Below are 18,397 nucleotides of genomic sequence, written 5' to 3'. Positions count from 1 at the left end.
CATTTAAACCCCCCAGCATATCGGATCGATTCCAAAACCGCTTAAACTATAGGCATTTGAGCCGTCGGAATAATATTCCAAAAAAATATTCAAACGCTTTCATATAAGTCTGCTGTTAGAATTTTGATTATCGTTTTTTTTTAGTACAGGTATGGAATCCCGCATCAAGGTGGTTGCACAAAAAAGGCCATTCTAGAATTTTTCTGTCCCTACATGAACTGGATTGAACAAAATATGGGCTGTGAGTGAGAATCACAGCCCATCATTATTTATATTATTTTGTTGAATCAGCCATTTCTATGCCGGAACTATCATAAAAACTTTCTTTTTTTTGATTTGATTTTTCCGTTAATGCATTAAATTCCTCATTTGCTTTCAGAACCTTTGTATAAGAAGTATTTATTTTCTTGATTTGCACTTGTAATTCATCCATTTTCAAATCCTCTTTTTTAAAAAGTTCATATAATTCACGATCATAAGCCAGACTTTGTTGATAAGCATCATATAAATTATCGTAGGTGCTATAGCGCTCACTCATGACCTTTTTCATTTCAGTCGCTTCTTTTTTTATTTTTTCATCCTCTATTTTCCCGATTTGTTCATCTATCTGATTGAATTGTTCTTTTGAGGATTGCATACTGCTTTGTTCCTTTTCAATTATTTTTTCCCTTTGGTCGATATTCTTGGTGGCTTCATCTGAAAGCTCGACAATCTGTTTATAATCATCCAATCCAAGTTTAATGATTTTCTCATATTTTTCTTTTTCTTTTTTCTCCAAATCATTAAGAGGCTCTTGATGTTCGGTGAAATCACTTTCCTTATCTGCAGTTTTCTCTAGGATTTTGTGGATTCTTTCTTCCGGTGAACCATTAAAACAACCAGTCAAGATCACTAAAGAAAGAAGTAAAATAACATATGGACCAAAACGCTTCAACTTAGACAGCTCCTTCTAATAGTACTTCGATGATTCATTTTTCTCTAAATTCCCTTATTAGCAGCAAACACTTGTTACAATCATATTCCAAACAGGTTTTTTTCATTACTGGGCGCTAGCCTACACCCTTTAAGCCATACTGCATAGGCTGTAGTGACCGTTTCAAATCAGAGTGGTCAGTATTTTAATAATACAAAAAACGGAGGTATGAAATTATGTATGGAGGTTACAACCAGGAATGCTGTTATCCGGTTTCCGTTGCACCCAGCTATGGTTATGGTGATGGTTATGGCTATGGTGGTGGAGGCTGCGGCTTTGGAAGCGGCTTCGCTCTAATCATTGTCCTGTTCATTCTGTTAATCATTGTCGGCGCGTGCTTATGCTAACCAGGTAATTACTATTACCTTTACCCGAAAATGTTAACTATTTACCCTGAATAACAAAAAATGATTTATTTTTTTTAAATAGACCTTAACACGCAAATAATATAATGGCTGGGATAGGAATTAATGACTTGATTCCATCCCTTCCATTTTTCTTTCATTAGACATCCATTAACTTTCAGTGTTTTTTTTGTTAAAATAACCCTATACATATTATAAGAATTTTTGCGGGGTGAAAGATAATGCTTACCATGGATGATTTTGTTAATGAAGACGATCCAATCTTAAGGCAAGTCGCGGTAGAGGTTCCGCTTCCGGCATCAAAAGAAGATAAGCAACTTTTAGAAAGCTTGATGGAATATATCCAAAACAGCCAGAATCCCGATATTTCTGCACTATTCGGGCTAAGGGCAGGAATTGGCTTGGCTGCACCACAGGTGAATGTTTCAAAAAGGATGATCGCGGTTCATTTGAAAGAAAAAGATGGTCAACTGTATAGCTATGCACTTTTCAACCCTAAACTCATCAGCCATTCAGTGGGAAAAGCATATTTGACATCCGGAGAAGGCTGCCTTTCCGTAAATCGTCCCGTTTCCGGCTATGTGCCCCGTTATGCTCGAATAACGGTTGTGGGTACGGACCTGGAAGGAAAATCGGTTCAACTCCGCCTGAAAGGCATCGCAGCCATTTGCTTTCAGCATGAAATCGACCACCTTAATGGAATCATGTTTTATGATCATATCAATCCGGAAGACCCCTATGCCATTCCGGAAAATTCAATTGCGTTGGAAAGGTAACGCAATAAGCAAAACCCCTGTCTGTTGGCTGACGGGGGTTTTGTTTTTTTATATCAGTTCCAGTTCCTTCAAACCAAAAAGTATGCCATCATCATCGACATCCTTCGTTACAAAGTCTGCCTCTTGCTTCACCAGTTGACCGGCATTCCCCATTGCCACGCCATATCCCGCTACTTTTAACATCTCTATATCATTTAAGCCATCTCCAAAGGCGTAAACATCCTCCAAAGCAAACCCGACTTTTTCCATTAATATTTTAATGCCTTCAGCTTTTGAACCCCCGAATGGAAGTACATCCGTTGAATATTCATGCCATCTAATGAAATGAAAGTCGTCATATTTCCCAACAAAGTTCCCTTCTTCATCTTCCGAACAGAATAATAAGGCTTGATATATATCATGGTCCTCATAAAAATCTGCCACATGTTCAGGGTGGGGAAACTTCAGGCTGCTTAATGCTTCTTCGATTCTGCTATGATGTGGAACACTCGATTTCATTGTCTCCTCATTCATGAAAACGATCGGTATTTCATTTTTTTCAGCATGTTCGTGGAGCCGTTTTATCTCAGGTATGCTCAAAGGGTTTTTATAAACGACTTTCCCTTCAAAAACAACGTATTGTCCATTGAAACTTACAAATGTATCGATGCCAAGCTCTTCCCTTAAAGATTCGAACATGAACGGAGCCCTTCCTGTGGCAATCGCTACAAAAACCCCGCTATCCTGCAGTTGCTTAATGGCTTTTTTTGTTGAAGCAGGTAACTTTTTTTCATGATCGAGCAATGTTCCGTCAATATCAAAGAATACGATTTTCACTAACAATTCACTTCCAATTCATTCATTTTTCCTTTTTAATATGTACCCATTTAATAATTGTCATCAAGATAAGTCAAGTAACATAACTGGATTCCACTCAATTTACGTTTTTTATTCATGAATGGGCATATACTATTCTTAATAGTGACAACTCAGGCTTTCTTAGATTACTTCTCTCCCATCCTTCTATCCTCCAAAATCCCAGCCGCTTGTTTGAATGAGCCTTTTTTTTCAAAAATGGGCCAAGTACCTGTAAAGACGTATTTACATTATTGAATAATCCTATACAATAATAGTAAGGGAGCGTGATCGCCATGTTAAAAAAGCTTCGTAAAAAGCTTGCTAAACAGTGGAAAGATCTTTTAAGAAAAAAATCTATCGCATGATTTGCCACTCATTCCTGCCTTGGCCGTCATCCATATGCGAATTTTTTTCGGACAGCTCTTCAAAAACTTGCGAAGGGCTTCTTCCTTGTTGTAAAGTTCTTGTTAAGCATTCTTTCTATCTTGGCTTTTATATGGTCAGGGGGATACATATTTCAAATAAAGATATGAGTCGTTGTGTTTTCATGAAACGCTGACACAGTCGTACTGTTTTAATTAGAAAGAAATCGTTTATGAAAAAAAAGATCCCATGATTTAAGTTTTACACATGGCAAAAACGGATAGGATATAAGATAGAGGAAGACACAATTGGATTGATACCAGAATCGGCCATCTATTTTTTATATACTTTTAGACATTGGTATATTTAATTCATCAAACCCCTTCCGTTTTTATGGCGGAGCTGGGTTTATTTTTACATGATGTTGAAAAACATGAAAAAATTGTTGTTTTTATATATAATGAAAAAAGCAATGCAAACAAGTGAGGAGAGATTAAAATGGTTTTTAAGGTATACTATCAAGTAACCATATCAGAGGTTCCCATCAGGGAGAATACTAAAACAATGTTTGTCGAAGGTGAATCCGTTCGTGACGTTCGTTTAAAATTAAAAAAGGAACCTTATAACGTAGAAATCGTATTACCCGTAACCGGAGCATATTTAGAATATGAAAAACAAAATGAAGATTACAAAGTATTGGAGCTATAATTTATGAAATTTGTAAAAAACGATCAAACAGCTGTATTCGCCCTGGGCGGTTTAGGCGAAATCGGTAAGAACACATATGCTGTTCAGTTTCAAGATGAAATCATCATCATTGATGCTGGAATTAAATTTCCTGAAGATGAGCTTCTTGGTATTGACTATGTGATTCCAGATTACAGCTATTTAGAAAAAAATGTAGATAAAATTAAAGGTGTCTTCATTACCCATGGCCATGAAGATCATATTGGCGGGATTCCTTATTTGCTTAGAAAAGTGAATGTCCCTGTATACGGCGGGAAACTAGCACTTGGACTGCTTCGTAATAAATTGGAAGAACACGGCCTTTTACGCCAGACAACCATGATTGAGATCAGTGAAGATGAAGTGATCAAGTTCCGGAAAACGTCCGTCTCATTCTTCCGTACAACACACAGTATCCCTGACTCTTATGGAATCGTTGTAAAAACACCACCTGGACAAATTGTCCATACTGGTGATTTTAAATTCGACTTCACACCAGTGGGCGAGCCTGCAAACCTGACCAAGATGGCTGAGATCGGTAAAGAAGGTGTATTGTGCTTACTCTCGGATAGCACAAATAGTGAAGTGCAGAACTTTACTATGTCCGAAAGCCGTGTCGGCGATACCATTCAAGACATTTTCCGTAAGGTTGACGGCCGGATTATTTTTGCAACGTTTGCATCGAACATCCATCGCCTTCAGCAAGTTGTCGAAGCAGCCGTGGCTAACGGCCGTAAAATAGCCGTTTTTGGCCGAAGCATGGATTCAGCCATATCAATTGGACAAGATCTTGGTTATATCGTAGCGCCTAAAGATACATTTATTGATGTACAGCAATTAAATCGTATGCCTGCGAATAAAGTAACCATCCTTTGTACAGGCAGTCAAGGTGAACCAATGGCAGCATTATCGCGCATAGCGAATGGCACTCACCGTCAGATTCAAATCATTCCTGGTGATACTGTAGTATTTTCATCTTCACCTATCCCAGGTAACACAATCAGTGTTTCGAGAACAATCAATCAATTATATCGTGCAGGAGCAGACGTCATTTCAGGTCCTTTGAATGACATTCATACATCAGGACATGGCGGACAGCAGGAACAAAAGCTGATGCTTCGTTTGATTAAACCAAAATTCTTCATGCCAATCCATGGTGAATACCGTATGCAAAAACTACATGCCCGCCATGCAGTCGATTGCGGGGTTCCGGAAGAAAATTGCTTTATCATGGATAATGGCGAAGTTCTATCCTTAAGTGAAAACACAGCACAAATCGCTGGTAAAATCCCTTCAGGATCGGTTTATATCGATGGAAGCGGCATCGGGGATATTGGTAATATCGTTCTCCGTGATCGTCGGATTCTTTCTGAGGAAGGCCTTGTCGTTGTCGTTGTCAGCATCAATATGAAGGAATTCAAAATTGCATCCGGACCTGACATTATCTCACGCGGATTTGTTTACATGAGAGAATCAGGAGACCTTATCAGCGATGCTCAATCCTTGATAACTAAGCATTTAAATAAGGTGATGGAGCGCAAAACTACACAATGGTCTGAAATTAAAAATGAAATTACAGACACTTTATCTCCATTCCTATATGAAAAGACTAAACGGCGTCCAATGATCCTGCCGATCATCATGGAAGTCCAATAATAATAGAAGCCCAGCCATTGATGGCTGGGCTTTTTTGTGGATAATAAGTGCGCGCTGCCCGAAATTGAGCAAGGCTTGCTTATTCCACAATTTTTTTTTCAAAGCGATTGATGTCCGAATCCGCGCCGATGACGATCAATATATCACCTTTATGAATTAAATCGCTCGCCTGCGGGGAGACATTTATATCGTTCCCCCTTTTGATCGCGACTATATTCAGCCCATAATGAGCACGGATATCAAGGTCAAAGATCGAGTTTCCATTCATCTTTTGGCTTGCAACAATTTCGACGATGGAGTGTTCATCAGAAAGCTCCAAATAATCGAGAATATTATTGGAGACGATATTATGGGCGATCCTTCTCCCCATATCTCGTTCGGGGTGCACGACATAGTCTGCCCCGATTTTACGAAGAACCTTCTCATGATAATCATTTTGCGCTTTAACCGTAACATTCCCGACACCCAATTCCTTAAGCATAAGCGTCGTCAATATGCTAGCTTGAATATTCTCGCCAATCGCTACAATGACGTGATCAAAATTCCGAATCCCTATGTTTCTCAGTACATTTTCATCTGTAGTATCCCCTACTACGGCATGTGAAGCTATTCTGGCAAATTCATTCACTCGATCTTCGTCAGCATCGATAGCCAGAACCCCTAATCCTTCTTCAGCTAATGTCTTGACTATGCTGCCGCCAAAACGGCCAAGTCCAATCACCGCAAATTCTTTTTTCACAATAAGCCCTCCAACGTCATTCGTTCTCTCTTTAGAGCCTGTTCTGTACTGAAAAGCATTTTTTACGCTTCGCTTCCTTTAAACGTTATATAGTCCGTTAAGTGATTGATTGCGAGCTCAATCGCAGTTTCATCCGGACTTAACTTAGCGTGGTGCAATCCGTAATCCGATGAAACCCCCAGCCAGAACATGAATCCTGGAATCTCCTTTAACATATAACCAAAATCTTCACCAGTCATTGCTTCAGTGCAGCGATGCAAATGAACAGCGGTTGACTTCTCTGTAAATTCCATGAATTCCCGGGTCAGCCGTTCTTCATTATACACCTGGTGATACATCGCACCATAGTCGATTTCAGCCAAGCACTCATATCCCACTTGTATGCCATCCACAAGCGCTTTTATTCTTGACTTGACCTTTACCATCGATTCGGGGTTAAGGGTGCGTATTGTACCTTCTAACCGTGCTGTCTCCGCAATAATATTTTGAACGGTGCCTCCAGTAATCTTCCCAACTGTAATGACAGCTGAATCAAGTGGATTGACATTCCTGGAAACGATTGTTTGCAGCTGCCCTACAAGCGAACAGGCCGCAATGACCATGTCATTTGTTTCATGCGGATAGGCTGCATGCCCTCCTTTCCCTCTCAAATCGATGAATAATTCAGATGTATTGGCAAATAGAAGCCCTTCTTTAACGGCAATCGTCCCAACTGGGTACTCTGGAGCAATATGTAAAGCAAGAATCATATCCGGCTTCCATTTTTTCATCGTTTCCGATTTAAGCATCGGTTCAGCTCCGCCAGGACCTTCTTCTGCAGGCTGGAAGATGAATAGCAAGTCATCATCGATCGGATTTTCGGTGAAATATGTCAATAATCCCAAACCTATGCTCATATGAAAATCATGACCGCAGGCATGCATATATTCCTCGTGTGTGGATGCAAACGGCAATCCGGTTTCCTCTTTTATCGGCAGACCGTCAATATCAGCCCGGTAGCCAATCGTTTTTCGCGGGTTCATTCCCTTCACTTTCACGAATATCCCAGTCCGCCAAGTTTCTATCTCCATTCGCTCCTGGGCCAGTTTCGTTATGTAGTTAAGTAGGTATTCCTGCGTCTTGAATTCTTGGAACCCTATCTCCGGTATTTGATGCAAATCACGCCGGATCTCGGCAAAAGGACTTATTTTCACATTATTTCCTCCTATACAGAAAGCGTGGATATATTTATCCACGCTTCAGGCAATATTCACTAAAGAAATTAAAGTTGACGAAGTTCTTGCATGATTTCTGTTTTTGATTTTGTTTTTTCGTCAATTTGTTTAATGACCCTCGCCGGGATACCGGCAGCAACGGAGTAAGGAGGAATGTCTTTCGTTACAACTGCACCAGCCGCCACAACTGAACCTTGACCGATTTTCACACCTTCCAGTACGACCGCATTGGCTCCGATTAAAACATCATCTTCCAAAATGACCGGTTGTGCGGAAGGCGGCTCGATGACACCTGCTAAAACGGCACCTGCGCCTACGTGACAGTTTTTACCTACTGTTGCACGACCGCCCAGTATTGCGTTCATGTCGATCATTGTGCCTTCACCGATGACAGAACCAATATTGATTGATGCACCCATCATGATGACTGCGTTGTCTCCAATGGATACTTGGTCACGGATTACTGCGCCAGGCTCGATACGGGCTTTGATGCCTTTTAGGTCCAATAAAGGAATGGCAGAGTTACGGCGATCATTTTCAACTACATAATCCTCGATTTTTGTTCCTGCTGCCTTGATTGCTTCTTCGACTTCAGACCACTCACCGAATACAACACCTGTATTTCCTGTTATGAAAGTTTTAGAAGCTGGTCCAAAATCCATGCCTTCTAAATCGCCTTTGACATATACCTTTACAGGTGTAGATTTTTTACTATTTGAGATAAAAGAAATAATTTCGTTTGCATCCATTTTGTTCATTCCGGGTAAACCTCCTAAATATGTATCATTACTCGTTTTAAATTTACCAGACAACTGCCGGCAAGACAAGTTGAATGTCACTCTTATATATTATTCTCCCCTATTGACACTTTCGTCAGCGGACCTATAACATTCCTTGGTCGCGAATATGCTCTTTCACCACTTCCGTGAATGCTTGCACTTGCTTTAACTGGAAGGCAGATTCATAGCCGCAAAGCCATGTATCTCGTTCGATTGAGTGGTTATGCCCATCCAGTAGAGGGATTTTAAAAACATTCGTATCTTTATCATGCAAAGTGATGGCTGGCAGGATTGCATATCCTATACCATTGAACACCATTTGTTTGCATGTTTCGATTTGATCCACGACAATGGTGTTTTTTGGTGTCGTTTTAAATTGCCGATGCCACCAGTCCTGGATTTCCTGATAATAATTCGAATCGCTTTTAAACTGAATGAATGGCCGGTCCGTTTCGAACACTTGATTCAATTCCTTCATTTCAGTATCGACCAGATACAGCATATCCGTAAATAAATGCTGTTTTACACCTTTCCAATCCGGGGCTCCCCTTATGATGCCAATATGCACCTGTCCTTCATACAAAGACTTTAAAATCTCACTGCTCCAGCCAGTGATTAAGGAAATTTTGGCATACGGATATTTTTGAACGAACTTTTTCAATACTTGCGGCAGCCAATTTTGACCGACAATCGAAGCACAGGCTATTTTCAAAGTCCCATATACTTCATGGTCCATAGCTTGAATGCTTTCCCTGACCTTTTCTTCTTTTTCGATAACCTCATTGGCCAAACGAATTACCGCTTCACCTGCAGGCGTCAGTGACAGCCCTTTTTGTGAACGCAGAAACAGTTTCGAGCCCCAATCCTTTTCTATGGATTGTAAACGCTGTGATAAAGCCGGCTGGGAAACGAACAACCGCTCAGCTGCTTTTCTCATATTCATTTCCTGAGCAAGCACGGATAATAAATGAAATTCTGAAAATGACATACACACCAACCTCTTGATAATTAATTCTTATCATGATGATTTAATTTATTTAAATTTTATTATCAACAAAGTCGGCTTATAATACAAGAGAAAAGAAACGGAGTGAATATCCTTTGACGATCATTTTACTGCTTGTCATCAGTTTTGCAGCATCCTTCGTCGGCCAATCAGCTGGGAGCGGCGGCCTTATCGGAATGCCATCCCTTCTTTTGATAGGTTTACCCATATACCAGGCTATTGGTTCAGTCAAATTTCCCAATATGTTTTCTTCTTTTTCTAGCTTTTATACTTTATTCAAGAAAAAGCAGCTAAAATTGAAGGATGCCCTCCAGTTAATCCCATTTTCCCTTTTGCAGTGGCCTGCTTGCTAATTCATTCTCTGAGAAGGCAATGAATTTGTTAGCCATCTGTATCTTGACTGTAAACTCCATTTAAAGAGTCTGCCTTTTTTCCCTATGCCTTCTTATTCTTTCTTAGTCTCGTAAGTAACAGGAAGCTGATTACAGAGAAGACCAGGACAATAAGATAAATCGTCTGCAAAGACAATGTAAGTCCTTCCTGTAAAACATTTACCACATTTTCAGGAAGCGACATGCGTTCTTCACTGTTCAACAGTTTATTTGCCGTATCTATCGTCACTCCCGAGCCGGCTGGCGCATGCTCGTTCAAGTAGGCCTGAAGCCTCATATTCATGATTCCTCCAAGTAATGCAGCACCTACAGTATTTCCTAAATTACGCATGAACATATTGGAAGCTGTCGCAATGCCCCTTCGTTCCCAGCTGACGGTTTTTTGAATGACGACAATGAATGAGGTTGAGGTCAAGCCCATGCCCACTCCGACAAAGAAGGATCCCATGGCAGCAATAAGTGGGCCAGCTTCCGGCTTCATCCACACGAGGATCAAGCTCCCAAGGATCAATGAACACCCTCCAAGGAGGGAGGTTGATTTGAATCCTATTTTCATCAATAACCTGCCAGAGACCATCGATGCGATCGGCCAGCCAATTGACATGGCTGTCAATGTAAAACCAGCTACCGTAGGCGAGCGTTCCATCACGCCCTGAACGAAGGTCGGAAGGAAACTCGATAATCCGATCATCATCACCCCTGTCGTCAGGGATACAAGATTGGCAATCAGGATGGAACGCTCCTGCCAAATTTCAAATGGCATCATCGGTTCGGCCGCTTTCTTTTCCTGAAGAATGAAGAAGATGAAGGTGATGATGGCCACTAATGCCAAGGATATGACCGGAGCTGAAGCCCATGACCATTTTACTCCTCCTTCTACGAGAATCACCATAAGAGTGGATATGGATAACGTCAATAGCGTTGCACCTAGGTAATCGATATCACGTTTTTTCTTTTCGATATTTTCATGAAGGAAAAACCAAATCCCAATAAAAGATAATAACCCCAAAGGGATATTTACCCAGAAGACAAGCTTCCAAGTCAGGGATTCAACGATCAAGCCGCCCAAAGCTGGCCCCATGACAGCCGAAATGCCCCACACGCTCGATAGATACCCTTGAACGCGTGCCCTCTCTTCATTTTTATAAATATCGCCAACAATTGTCGAGGCCACAGGAGCTACAGCCCCTGCCCCAAAACCTTGTATAAAGCGATATATGATGAGTTCCGTCATAGAATCTGCAAAGCCGCAGAGAAGGGAGCCAATGAGGAAGACAATGATTCCAAATAATAAAACAGGTTTTCTCCCGAGAATATCCGATAGCTTTCCATATATCAAGACTGTTACCGCGTTCATTAGCAAATAACCTGAAAACACCCAGCTGTAAAGTGAAAAACCGCCTAAATCACTTACAATGGCTGGCATTGCCGTTGACACTATCGTTCCTTCAATAGCATTCATAAACATAGCCAACATGATTGCAGCTAATATGAAGGGACGTTTCAATTTTTTATTCTGCACCTTAGCACTATTCACTTCTTGGCCCAATTTCAGCATCCTCCCCTAAGACCCTAACTGTTTATAGACTTTTCCACTAGCTGGATAAAATATGTAAAAACAAGAAAACTCGCCAACTGGCGAGTCTTGAGGTTAACCATCTTTTTAAGCCTTACTTATTTATCGGGTGTATTTTGTTTAAATACCTTTTTCAGGATTGCTCTTCTCGTTAAGATACCTTCAAATACATGTTCGTCATTCTCCACACAGACAAAAGGATGATCAATCAACAATTCCACACCCTTTGTCAATGTATCATCAATATGCAGGCGAGGTATTTCTATATTCATTATTTCGGAAACTTTTTTATTCTCAAGATTATCAAATTCAATTCGTTCCAGTCCCAAGATTGAATCAAGAATGACTGGTGTGCTAATTAAACCATGCAGTTTATACATCGGATCTAACACAGGAATGGCCGTATAACCGCTCTTTGTTAAAACCAATAGTGCATGTTCTAAATTATTGGTTACCTGCACGTGGGCCACGCGTTCAGAAGAAATCATTAAGTCTTTAACGCTGGATTCCAATAAATCCCCATCATGAGTACCGATCATGTTAAAACCCCTTACCATATGTTTTTATATACAGCTCTTTCTATAGTTTAACATATGTAAGCAGAAAAGGCTCATTCCTAGACCAATAAAATCCCAAACGACGGGATGTCCGCAAGAGATTTTTAGCCTTTACTAGTTTTGATGTTAACCTGTTTAAAACCGCATTCCGGGCATTGATAAATTACATTTTGGTTGGATTGTGCCGTTAATACATCATCCATTTCTCTTTCCTCACCGCATGCTGGGCATATTACCATTGGATTTTTCATTTTACATCCCTCCAATTAATAAGATGTGTAATTTTCACTGCTTCATTCACAATAAAAAAGCCGCTTCCAAAGGAGGGCGGCTTTTCGTGATTTTTTTAAGATTGAAGAAGATCAAAGATTTCAATGGTAATCATATCAATATTATCAAATTGATATTTGGATGATTTCCCTTTATCACTGTATACTTCAAGCTCGAACATTTCTGTTTTGCTGAAATATGTAACCTGGCACTTTTTCACACCATCTATTTCAAAAAAACGTTGAGCAGATTCAGATTCCTTCGCTTGCTCTTGAAGACTTTTCAATCTGGTAAGGATGCCCTGTAATTGAGACATACTCCCTCTCCTTTCTGAATAAAACCTTTTCGATAGGTTTCACTATACCATACTTTTCTATCCAGTAACCACGCTGAAATAAATTCAGAATAATTTAAAACTTCATTCTTTACATGGCACTATTAACAGAATAAAATAAGGAATGGATTTTGTACATGAAAAATTTTTTAGGGGGTAGATTCTGTTGCAAAACATTAGTGAACTTGGTTATCGCATTTCATTGATTGATGGTTTTGATTTGGATAGAAGAAATCGTACAGGTACATATGTAATTGCCGATGAAGACATCACATTAGTCGAAACTTCCGCCAGCCCTTCCATCCCCCACTTAATGAAGGGGCTCGAACATTTGGGAATCGCCCTTGAAGATATTACATATATCATTCTTACCCATATTCATTTGGACCATGCAGGTGGAGCTGGACTTTTTTTACAGCATTGCCCGAACGCCAAAGTGATCGTCCATCCAAAAGGTGCACGTCATCTAGAAGATCCAACACGTTTGATAGCTGGGGCTAAAGCAGTATATGGTGATGAATTCAATAAGCTTTTCGATCCGATTTTACCTATCCCGTTTGAAAGAATGCTGATTAAACATGATCGGGAATACCTGCAAACAAGTGAAAATTCAAAGTTGACCTTTTTTGATACTCCCGGACACGCAAACCATCATTTAAGCATATTCGATTCGGTTTCAAAAGGGATGTTTTCAGGTGACACCGTAGGCATTTATTATCGTGAACTAGATGAAGAAGGTCTGGAATTTTACTTACCTTCCACATCTCCAAACCAATTTAACCCCGAAGCGATGCTTGCAGCAGCGAAATTGTATGAAAGCATCGGCGTCGAACGTATATATTTTGGCCATTATGGGGTATCCGAAAACCCTAAGGAAGTATATGAACAGCTTCATTTCTGGCTGCCTAAATTTGTTGCGACTGCCAAATCGGCATACAGGGAATATGCGAGCTTTGAGGAACGAGTGGCAGCGACCAGTAAAAATATTTTCACGGAAGTCGCCTTTCATTTAGGCGAAAAAGGAATCACCACAGATCATCCTGTTTTTGAAATCATCGCCATGGACCTGAACGTTTGTTCCATGGGATTGATAGACTATCTGGTAAAACAGGAAAAAGGGAAGTAGAACGGGTGCTAGGGGGTGTTTTCCTATTCAAATGTATCGGCATCCTCTATAATGAAAAAATAAACCTTACCTAAATCATACATGGAGGATTGAAATGAAAGACGTTACGCTATATACCCAACCTGATTGCCCTCCCTGCAAAATCATGAAAATGTTCTTTGATGATAATAATGTCGTTTACAAAGAAAAGGATATTAAAGCAGATGGACAAGCCCGAAAAGAATTAACGAATAAATACGGCGCCTATTCCACACCAACGGTCGTCATCGACGGGAAAGCCATTATTGGTTTTGAATTGGACGAAATAAAAAAAGAACTGAATATATAAAAAAGTCTAGAGAAGGCAGTGACCTCCTCTAGACTTTTTCATTTCCCGCATTTTTCAACTTAGAAAAACTTGCTTTATTTCATTTTATCACTTTCATAATTTACATCCGTTATCTTCCAAACATCATTTTCCTTTTTCAAGGTAACTGATTCAACATGTTTTTTCATCGATACAGGTCCGTCCCCAGTGTCCTGGAATTCCTCCTGAACATAAATGACATCACCATTTTTCCCATATACAATTTCCGTATTCTTGTCGTAACTGAAAAAAGGGATATAATATGGAGCGAAATCTGATCCAAATGCCATATAACCGCCATCGACTTCCACTACATTCGCTTCGACAAATTTCTTGATGAAATCACCTGTGAAATGTTTATCCAACTTCGCTTCAATCGCTTCCATAGTACGTACTTCCTCACTGATCGAACCTTGGTTCTCCATGGCATCTTGTACTAAAGATAGTACTTCCTCTCTATGTAAGCCTTCCGCTGAAGTTGTGAACCCTCCACTTAAAAATAAAAGGATACTGGCAAGACATGCAACTAGATATTTCCTCATTACAATCATCTCCTTGTTATAGAATTTCTCCTAATGGTTCTGATTTTTGCCTATGCCTTTCAATACCCGTCATAATCAAAGCCAAACTAGGGAAAATCAAATTCCCCGGGATACCTAATACCTTTGCCCATTCTTCACAATAAAAAAGGAGATTTCATGAAATTGAAATCTCCTTCTCACAATTATCGAAAAGCATAGTAAAAGATAAATCCGGCAACCAAAATCGTCCCGACGAAAAGGGAAACGAATACCGGGTTCTTTAAATAAGGATGTTCTTTAACAGAATCATCGATAGTCGAATCATATCTGGCCTTCACTTTCTGTGCCCTTGCTACAGAATAAGTATAAAAGAGCAGATATAATGCCATGATCGTAACGATTATGATTAGAATCCAGATGTACGTGCTCAAAATATGTCCCCTCCAAGCGCATCATTTCTGCTTATCGTTACACATTTAAAGCGATTATATTCATGAATCGTTTTTTATAATAGTGCTTCATTTTCATATAAATAACTATAAGAAAGATCACAGAAAATGTATTCCTTATTATTCAGGGGGTATGAAAAGGTCCGTATTGTTTCCCCTGTTTCGATATCACTGTATAAATCGGATAGTCTTCCTTTTTTCTCATTGCGCATCTTTACGATATTTTCGAGAAAATAAGGTCTCCAGCTCCAATTTTTATTCATATAACTAGGTTGGACTAGCCATTGCCCGTCCTTATGTAGGATATTGGGGGATTTTTGATACCCCTCTTCATCACAAATATAAAGCCGAAAACATACGGAATCCAACTTTTTCGCCAAAATATTGAGAAACTCTTCATGGGAGCCGTTCCGCTTTTGCTGTTTTAAGAAATTTTGCATATTCTCGTTGAATTGCAAGGTTATTTGATAAACCGCTTCAAGCTTCTTGGTCTCTAAAGAAATGAAGGACTGACATTCTTGATGGAATTTTTCACGAAGTAAATCTTTATTAATGAATTCACCTTCCGGTTTCGCCAAAAAATACCCTTGATAATACCGTCCCCCATTCTTCCATGCAAAACGAAGCTGGTATTCGGATTCAATGTTCTCAAATAGTAAATTGGCGCCGATTTTTCGTGCAAGCATGCTTAGAGAAAACAAGATGACCTGATAGGCATCTCCACCTGAAATGCGAAGCTGGTCCAGGTTAACTTTTAAAATATTCGGAGAAATTTGTGCGATTCGGTCCAATTGCGTATCTTGTCCTAAATGATCTAAAGCTATCTTAATCCCATATGTTTTAAAGTAAGCAAGCACATGCTGCAAAGGATCTAAGTTTTCCGGACTGATCGTGTCTGATAGTTCCAGCACGATCCGGTGCATTTCCTCCGGTTGAAAATGACGATGTAAAATCTCCATGAATTCTTCGCCATGATCCAGCATAAGCAAATTAGGATCTCTGTTGATAAAGATAAGAAAATCTTCACCATAGTCTTTTATTCTCTCCAAAGCAATTTCAAGTACGTAATTATCCACTTCCACCCTATACTCTTCCGGCACTGCAGAATCGTGAAAAAAAGGTCCAAGGCTTTTATATTCCGATTGTTCCTCATAGCGCCCTAGAATTTCATACCCGATTACCTGATGTTGATCTGCACTGAAAATCGGTTGAAAGAATGGTGTCACCCTGTCTAAATTCTTTAATATCTTTTCTGTATCCATGATGCATCTTCCCCCTAATTACGAAAACACCAATATGCCAAAATTATACCATTAGTTTCTTGCATTGATAATAAATAATTTAAATTCCTACTGCATAACTCTTTTTTCAGAACCGCATTCATCCAATCCATTTGAAAAGAAACACATTGAAAAAGCATTGTCCATAACTGAACAATGCCTTATGTCTTATCAAAAAGGGAATAACCACGGTATTGTGATCACCATGATAACGCCGATGAAGATCTGTATGGATATCCCGATCATGATGAAATCTTTATGCTTGTAATCACCCGCCGTCATGACAAGCGCATTGGTAGTGGCAACCCTTGGAGTCGATAAAGCCAAACTGCCAGCAACGGCAAGGCATATAAACACAGGAAGGGGATCGATGCCTTGATTCACCGCAGATGTCAGTGCGATGGGCGTCATGATTACCGTCGCGGCTCCATACGGGATGAATTGGCTCAGGATCAGTGTCAGCAAGTAAAAGACCGCTAATATGCCGTGTGGCCCGATATTACTGAATAAAACGGCCAGCCAATCACTTATCATCCTCACTCCGCCCGTATTATCCAGTGCAGCCGTTATTCCGAACATGGCGGCAATCAAAAGAACAGGTTCCCAGTTAATCTTTTGAAAAGCATCCTCCATCGAACGGACACAGCCACTGATCACCATCAACAATGCGGCCGTCAATACCGATAGTACGGCAGGGACAGACTCCATCGATAATAGAATGACCATCAATGCAGTGATTCCCAAGGCAATCCATGCTTTGCCCTTGGAGTTGACTGGAGAGCCATCTTCCGAGGTACTTCCAATGACGATGACATCCTGTAAATCCGAGGAAATCCTCTCAATGTTCTCCCATTCCCCATGTATCAGGATTGCATCCCCCGGTTTAAGGCGTTCCGTTCCGACATCCGCTTGAATATATTCGCCATTCCGATTGATTGCAAGCACATTACATTGGTATTTCTCACGAAAATGCACATCTATCAAGGTTTGATTCTCATAATCCGAGTTCGGGACGATCAATATTTCTGTCAATCCAAATCTGCTGCTAAGAAAATGTTTCTTTATTTGTTCGGGATTGAAATGTTTAAACTCCAGTTCATAGTTAAGTGCCAATCTCTCAACTGCTTCTTCTTCTCCAAACACCAAAATGATATCTTCAGGATGAAGAACCTCATCCGCCCTTGCAGAAATCGTCAGCTGCCTTTGCAACAGCGGTAATTGCTTATCCTTTGGCTTCCGCTGGATTTCAATCAAAGTCAATTCATACTGAATAGGAAGCTGGAGGTCAGACAGCCTTTCTCCAACAATATCGGAAGTAGCGGGTATATGCAGGTAATGCAATCTGTCATATACTTTGTACATGCCTGCAAGCTCCCCTGCAGACAGCCCCTTGACACTATTGTTCGCCGCTATCGTCTTCTCTGGAAGCAACAGGCGTCCGAGTGTCAACATGAAGAATACCCCTGCTGCAAAGGCGATCAAGCCCACGGGTGTAAAGTCAAAAAACTCTAATGTCCCTATTCCATTTTGCCGTAATACATCAGCAACGATCATATTGGAGGGAGTACCTGTCAGTGTTAATAGCCCTCCTATGCTGCTTGCATAGGCAAGTGGCAATAAATACCTTGTCGGACTTGTTTTTTGTTTTAAGGCCATGCTCATAACGAGCGGTAGCAGTATGGAAACAATTCCCGTTCCGCTTAAAAAGGCACTTAATATTCCTGCTGTAAGCATGACGATAAGCAGCGATTTCCATTCACTGCCCCCACATAAACCCAACAACTTATTTCCTGCCTTTTCCACGATTCCTGTATTTAACAGGCCGGCACCGACTATAAATAGCCCAGCCAGCATGATGACCACTTGATTCGCAAACCCGGCCACTAGTTCATCCAATGTCAGAATCCCCAGTAAACCCAGAATGGATAGTGCACTTAGTGCAATTAAATCCGCTCGAAATTTCCCTTGTATAAAAAGCGCAATCGCGCATAGAAGTATAATCAGTGTAATAAACATTGGTTCGGTCATCATGTTACCTCCGTATAGATGTTCAATTTCAAACCGGCTACGGTTTCATCAAACCCCAGTTTACATGTTTTTCAAATGCTCATA

Annotated in this window: 22 protein-coding genes; 7 read left to right on the top strand and 15 right to left on the bottom strand. The window is 40.3% G+C overall.

Going from position 1 to position 18,397, the window contains the following annotated elements:
• Positions 1-274: 274 nt before the first annotated feature.
• Positions 275-934, bottom strand: a complete 660-nt coding sequence (locus ACFVSH_RS07050; RefSeq protein ID WP_387599628.1) for a YkyA family protein — start codon at positions 932-934, stop codon at positions 275-277.
• A gap of 215 nt (positions 935-1,149) precedes the next feature.
• Between ACFVSH_RS07050 and ACFVSH_RS07045 the strand changes: the two genes are divergently transcribed.
• Entirely contained in the window at positions 1,150-1,320 is a 171-nt protein-coding gene (locus ACFVSH_RS07045) for a YjcZ family sporulation protein (protein ID WP_387599626.1), read from the top strand.
• A gap of 239 nt (positions 1,321-1,559) precedes the next feature.
• Positions 1,560-2,114: a peptide deformylase gene (def, locus tag ACFVSH_RS07040; RefSeq protein WP_387705369.1), complete on the top strand. Its 555-nt coding sequence runs from the start codon at positions 1,560-1,562 to the stop codon at positions 2,112-2,114.
• 48 nt (positions 2,115-2,162) lie between these two features.
• Here def and ACFVSH_RS07035 read toward each other — a convergent pair whose 3' ends face one another.
• Complete coding sequence (locus ACFVSH_RS07035; RefSeq protein ID WP_260284149.1) at positions 2,163-2,930, bottom strand: Cof-type HAD-IIB family hydrolase; 768 nt, start codon at positions 2,928-2,930, stop codon at positions 2,163-2,165.
• An 882-nt stretch (positions 2,931-3,812) separates the two neighbouring features.
• Between ACFVSH_RS07035 and ACFVSH_RS07030 the strand changes: the two genes are divergently transcribed.
• Both ACFVSH_RS07030 and rnjA read left to right on the top strand, forming a co-directional pair.
• Positions 3,813-4,022 carry a DNA-dependent RNA polymerase subunit epsilon gene (locus tag ACFVSH_RS07030; protein ID WP_034314070.1) on the top strand — a complete coding sequence of 70 codons (210 nt, stop codon included), beginning with the start codon at positions 3,813-3,815 and terminating at the stop codon, positions 4,020-4,022.
• Positions 4,023-4,025: 3 nt separating this feature from the next.
• On the top strand, positions 4,026-5,696 hold the full coding sequence (rnjA, locus tag ACFVSH_RS07025; protein ID WP_214750625.1) for a ribonuclease J1: 1,671 nt from the start codon (positions 4,026-4,028) through the stop codon (positions 5,694-5,696).
• Positions 5,697-5,775: 79 nt separating this feature from the next.
• On the opposite strand, the gene ACFVSH_RS07020 is transcribed toward rnjA, so the two are convergent.
• The 5 genes from ACFVSH_RS07020 to ACFVSH_RS07000 form a co-directional block, all read right to left on the bottom strand.
• Positions 5,776-6,435, bottom strand: a complete 660-nt coding sequence (locus ACFVSH_RS07020; protein WP_192203910.1) for a potassium channel family protein — start codon at positions 6,433-6,435, stop codon at positions 5,776-5,778.
• Between the two features lie 62 nt (positions 6,436-6,497).
• Positions 6,498-7,628, bottom strand: coding sequence for an N-acetyldiaminopimelate deacetylase (locus ACFVSH_RS07015; RefSeq protein WP_387599614.1), 1,131 nt, complete (start codon positions 7,626-7,628; stop codon positions 6,498-6,500).
• A gap of 68 nt (positions 7,629-7,696) precedes the next feature.
• The gene (dapD, locus tag ACFVSH_RS07010) at positions 7,697-8,407 is read right to left on the bottom strand and encodes a 2,3,4,5-tetrahydropyridine-2,6-dicarboxylate N-acetyltransferase (RefSeq protein ID WP_192203908.1); all 711 of its coding nucleotides are present in this window, start codon (positions 8,405-8,407) and stop codon (positions 7,697-7,699) included.
• 124 nt (positions 8,408-8,531) lie between these two features.
• Positions 8,532-9,416: a transcriptional regulator CcpC gene (locus ACFVSH_RS07005; RefSeq protein WP_063231999.1), complete on the bottom strand. Its 885-nt coding sequence runs from the start codon at positions 9,414-9,416 to the stop codon at positions 8,532-8,534.
• 76 nt (positions 9,417-9,492) lie between these two features.
• Entirely contained in the window at positions 9,493-9,675 is a 183-nt protein-coding gene (locus ACFVSH_RS07000) for a hypothetical protein (protein ID WP_387705371.1), read from the bottom strand.
• Between ACFVSH_RS07000 and ACFVSH_RS06995 the strand changes: the two genes are divergently transcribed.
• Positions 9,605-9,787 (top strand): hypothetical protein, encoded by a 183-nt coding sequence (locus tag ACFVSH_RS06995; RefSeq protein ID WP_387600264.1) that lies wholly within the window; start codon positions 9,605-9,607, stop codon positions 9,785-9,787. The genes ACFVSH_RS07000 and ACFVSH_RS06995 overlap by 71 nt on opposite strands.
• A gap of 82 nt (positions 9,788-9,869) precedes the next feature.
• Here the strand turns inward: ACFVSH_RS06995 and ACFVSH_RS06990 are convergent, their stop codons facing one another.
• The 4 genes from ACFVSH_RS06990 to ACFVSH_RS06975 all read right to left on the bottom strand — a co-directional run bounded on the left by ACFVSH_RS06990 (position 9,870) and on the right by ACFVSH_RS06975 (position 12,545).
• On the bottom strand, positions 9,870-11,375 hold the full coding sequence (locus ACFVSH_RS06990; protein ID WP_387705367.1) for an MDR family MFS transporter: 1,506 nt from the start codon (positions 11,373-11,375) through the stop codon (positions 9,870-9,872).
• A gap of 125 nt (positions 11,376-11,500) precedes the next feature.
• Entirely contained in the window at positions 11,501-11,941 is a 441-nt protein-coding gene (cbpB, locus tag ACFVSH_RS06985; protein ID WP_192203903.1) for a cyclic-di-AMP-binding protein CbpB, read from the bottom strand.
• 122 nt (positions 11,942-12,063) lie between these two features.
• On the bottom strand, positions 12,064-12,210 hold the full coding sequence (locus tag ACFVSH_RS06980) for a hypothetical protein (protein ID WP_192203901.1): 147 nt from the start codon (positions 12,208-12,210) through the stop codon (positions 12,064-12,066).
• Positions 12,211-12,305: 95 nt separating this feature from the next.
• The gene (locus ACFVSH_RS06975) at positions 12,306-12,545 is read right to left on the bottom strand and encodes a YkuJ family protein (protein ID WP_034314086.1); all 240 of its coding nucleotides are present in this window, start codon (positions 12,543-12,545) and stop codon (positions 12,306-12,308) included.
• 184 nt (positions 12,546-12,729) lie between these two features.
• On the opposite strand from ACFVSH_RS06975, the gene ACFVSH_RS06970 reads away from it, so the two are divergent.
• Both ACFVSH_RS06970 and ACFVSH_RS06965 read left to right on the top strand, forming a co-directional pair.
• On the top strand, positions 12,730-13,689 hold the full coding sequence (locus ACFVSH_RS06970; RefSeq protein WP_387705365.1) for an MBL fold metallo-hydrolase: 960 nt from the start codon (positions 12,730-12,732) through the stop codon (positions 13,687-13,689).
• A 94-nt stretch (positions 13,690-13,783) separates the two neighbouring features.
• A complete protein-coding gene (locus ACFVSH_RS06965; RefSeq protein WP_387705363.1) occupies positions 13,784-14,017 on the top strand; it encodes a glutaredoxin family protein in 234 nt (77 codons plus the stop codon).
• Between the two features lie 74 nt (positions 14,018-14,091).
• Here the strand turns inward: ACFVSH_RS06965 and ACFVSH_RS06960 are convergent, their stop codons facing one another.
• From ACFVSH_RS06960 to ACFVSH_RS06945, 4 genes are all read right to left on the bottom strand, one after another.
• A complete protein-coding gene (locus ACFVSH_RS06960) occupies positions 14,092-14,577 on the bottom strand; it encodes a DUF3993 domain-containing protein (protein ID WP_387705361.1) in 486 nt (161 codons plus the stop codon).
• A 182-nt stretch (positions 14,578-14,759) separates the two neighbouring features.
• Complete coding sequence (locus ACFVSH_RS06955; protein ID WP_260284144.1) at positions 14,760-14,987, bottom strand: hypothetical protein; 228 nt, start codon at positions 14,985-14,987, stop codon at positions 14,760-14,762.
• 74 nt (positions 14,988-15,061) lie between these two features.
• Positions 15,062-16,267 (bottom strand): EAL domain-containing protein, encoded by a 1,206-nt coding sequence (locus ACFVSH_RS06950; protein ID WP_387705359.1) that lies wholly within the window; start codon positions 16,265-16,267, stop codon positions 15,062-15,064.
• Between the two features lie 189 nt (positions 16,268-16,456).
• On the bottom strand, positions 16,457-18,313 hold the full coding sequence (locus tag ACFVSH_RS06945; RefSeq protein ID WP_387705357.1) for an SLC13 family permease: 1,857 nt from the start codon (positions 18,311-18,313) through the stop codon (positions 16,457-16,459).
• Positions 18,314-18,397 lie beyond the last annotated feature (84 nt).

The organism is Peribacillus sp. NPDC058002, assembly GCF_042886655.1.
In the GTDB taxonomy this organism is placed as follows: Bacteria; Bacillota; Bacilli; order Bacillales; family DSM-1321; genus Peribacillus; species Peribacillus aracenensis.
Note: the sequence above shows the minus strand (reverse complement) of the source record. Positions and strands in the feature narration are given on the sequence as shown.

Excerpts from the sequence above, each read along its gene's own strand:
- ACFVSH_RS07005 (WP_063231999.1), bottom strand. The coding sequence starts at position 9,416 with ATGTCATTTTCAGAATTTCATTTATTATCCGTGCTTGCTCAGGAAATG.
- ACFVSH_RS07045 (WP_387599626.1), top strand. The coding sequence starts at position 1,150 with ATGTATGGAGGTTACAACCAGGAATGCTGTTATCCGGTTTCCGTTGCA.
- ACFVSH_RS07030 (WP_034314070.1), top strand. The coding sequence starts at position 3,813 with ATGGTTTTTAAGGTATACTATCAAGTAACCATATCAGAGGTTCCCATC.
- ACFVSH_RS06975 (WP_034314086.1), bottom strand. The coding sequence starts at position 12,545 with ATGTCTCAATTACAGGGCATCCTTACCAGATTGAAAAGTCTTCAAGAG.
- def (WP_387705369.1), top strand. The coding sequence starts at position 1,560 with ATGCTTACCATGGATGATTTTGTTAATGAAGACGATCCAATCTTAAGG.
- ACFVSH_RS06960 (WP_387705361.1), bottom strand. The coding sequence starts at position 14,577 with ATGAGGAAATATCTAGTTGCATGTCTTGCCAGTATCCTTTTATTTTTA.
- ACFVSH_RS06945 (WP_387705357.1), bottom strand. The coding sequence starts at position 18,313 with ATGACCGAACCAATGTTTATTACACTGATTATACTTCTATGCGCGATT.
- ACFVSH_RS06980 (WP_192203901.1), bottom strand. The coding sequence starts at position 12,210 with ATGAAAAATCCAATGGTAATATGCCCAGCATGCGGTGAGGAAAGAGAA.
- cbpB (WP_192203903.1), bottom strand. The coding sequence starts at position 11,941 with ATGATCGGTACTCATGATGGGGATTTATTGGAATCCAGCGTTAAAGAC.
- ACFVSH_RS06950 (WP_387705359.1), bottom strand. The coding sequence starts at position 16,267 with ATGGATACAGAAAAGATATTAAAGAATTTAGACAGGGTGACACCATTC.
- ACFVSH_RS06965 (WP_387705363.1), top strand. The coding sequence starts at position 13,784 with ATGAAAGACGTTACGCTATATACCCAACCTGATTGCCCTCCCTGCAAA.
- rnjA (WP_214750625.1), top strand. The coding sequence starts at position 4,026 with ATGAAATTTGTAAAAAACGATCAAACAGCTGTATTCGCCCTGGGCGGT.
- dapD (WP_192203908.1), bottom strand. The coding sequence starts at position 8,407 with ATGAACAAAATGGATGCAAACGAAATTATTTCTTTTATCTCAAATAGT.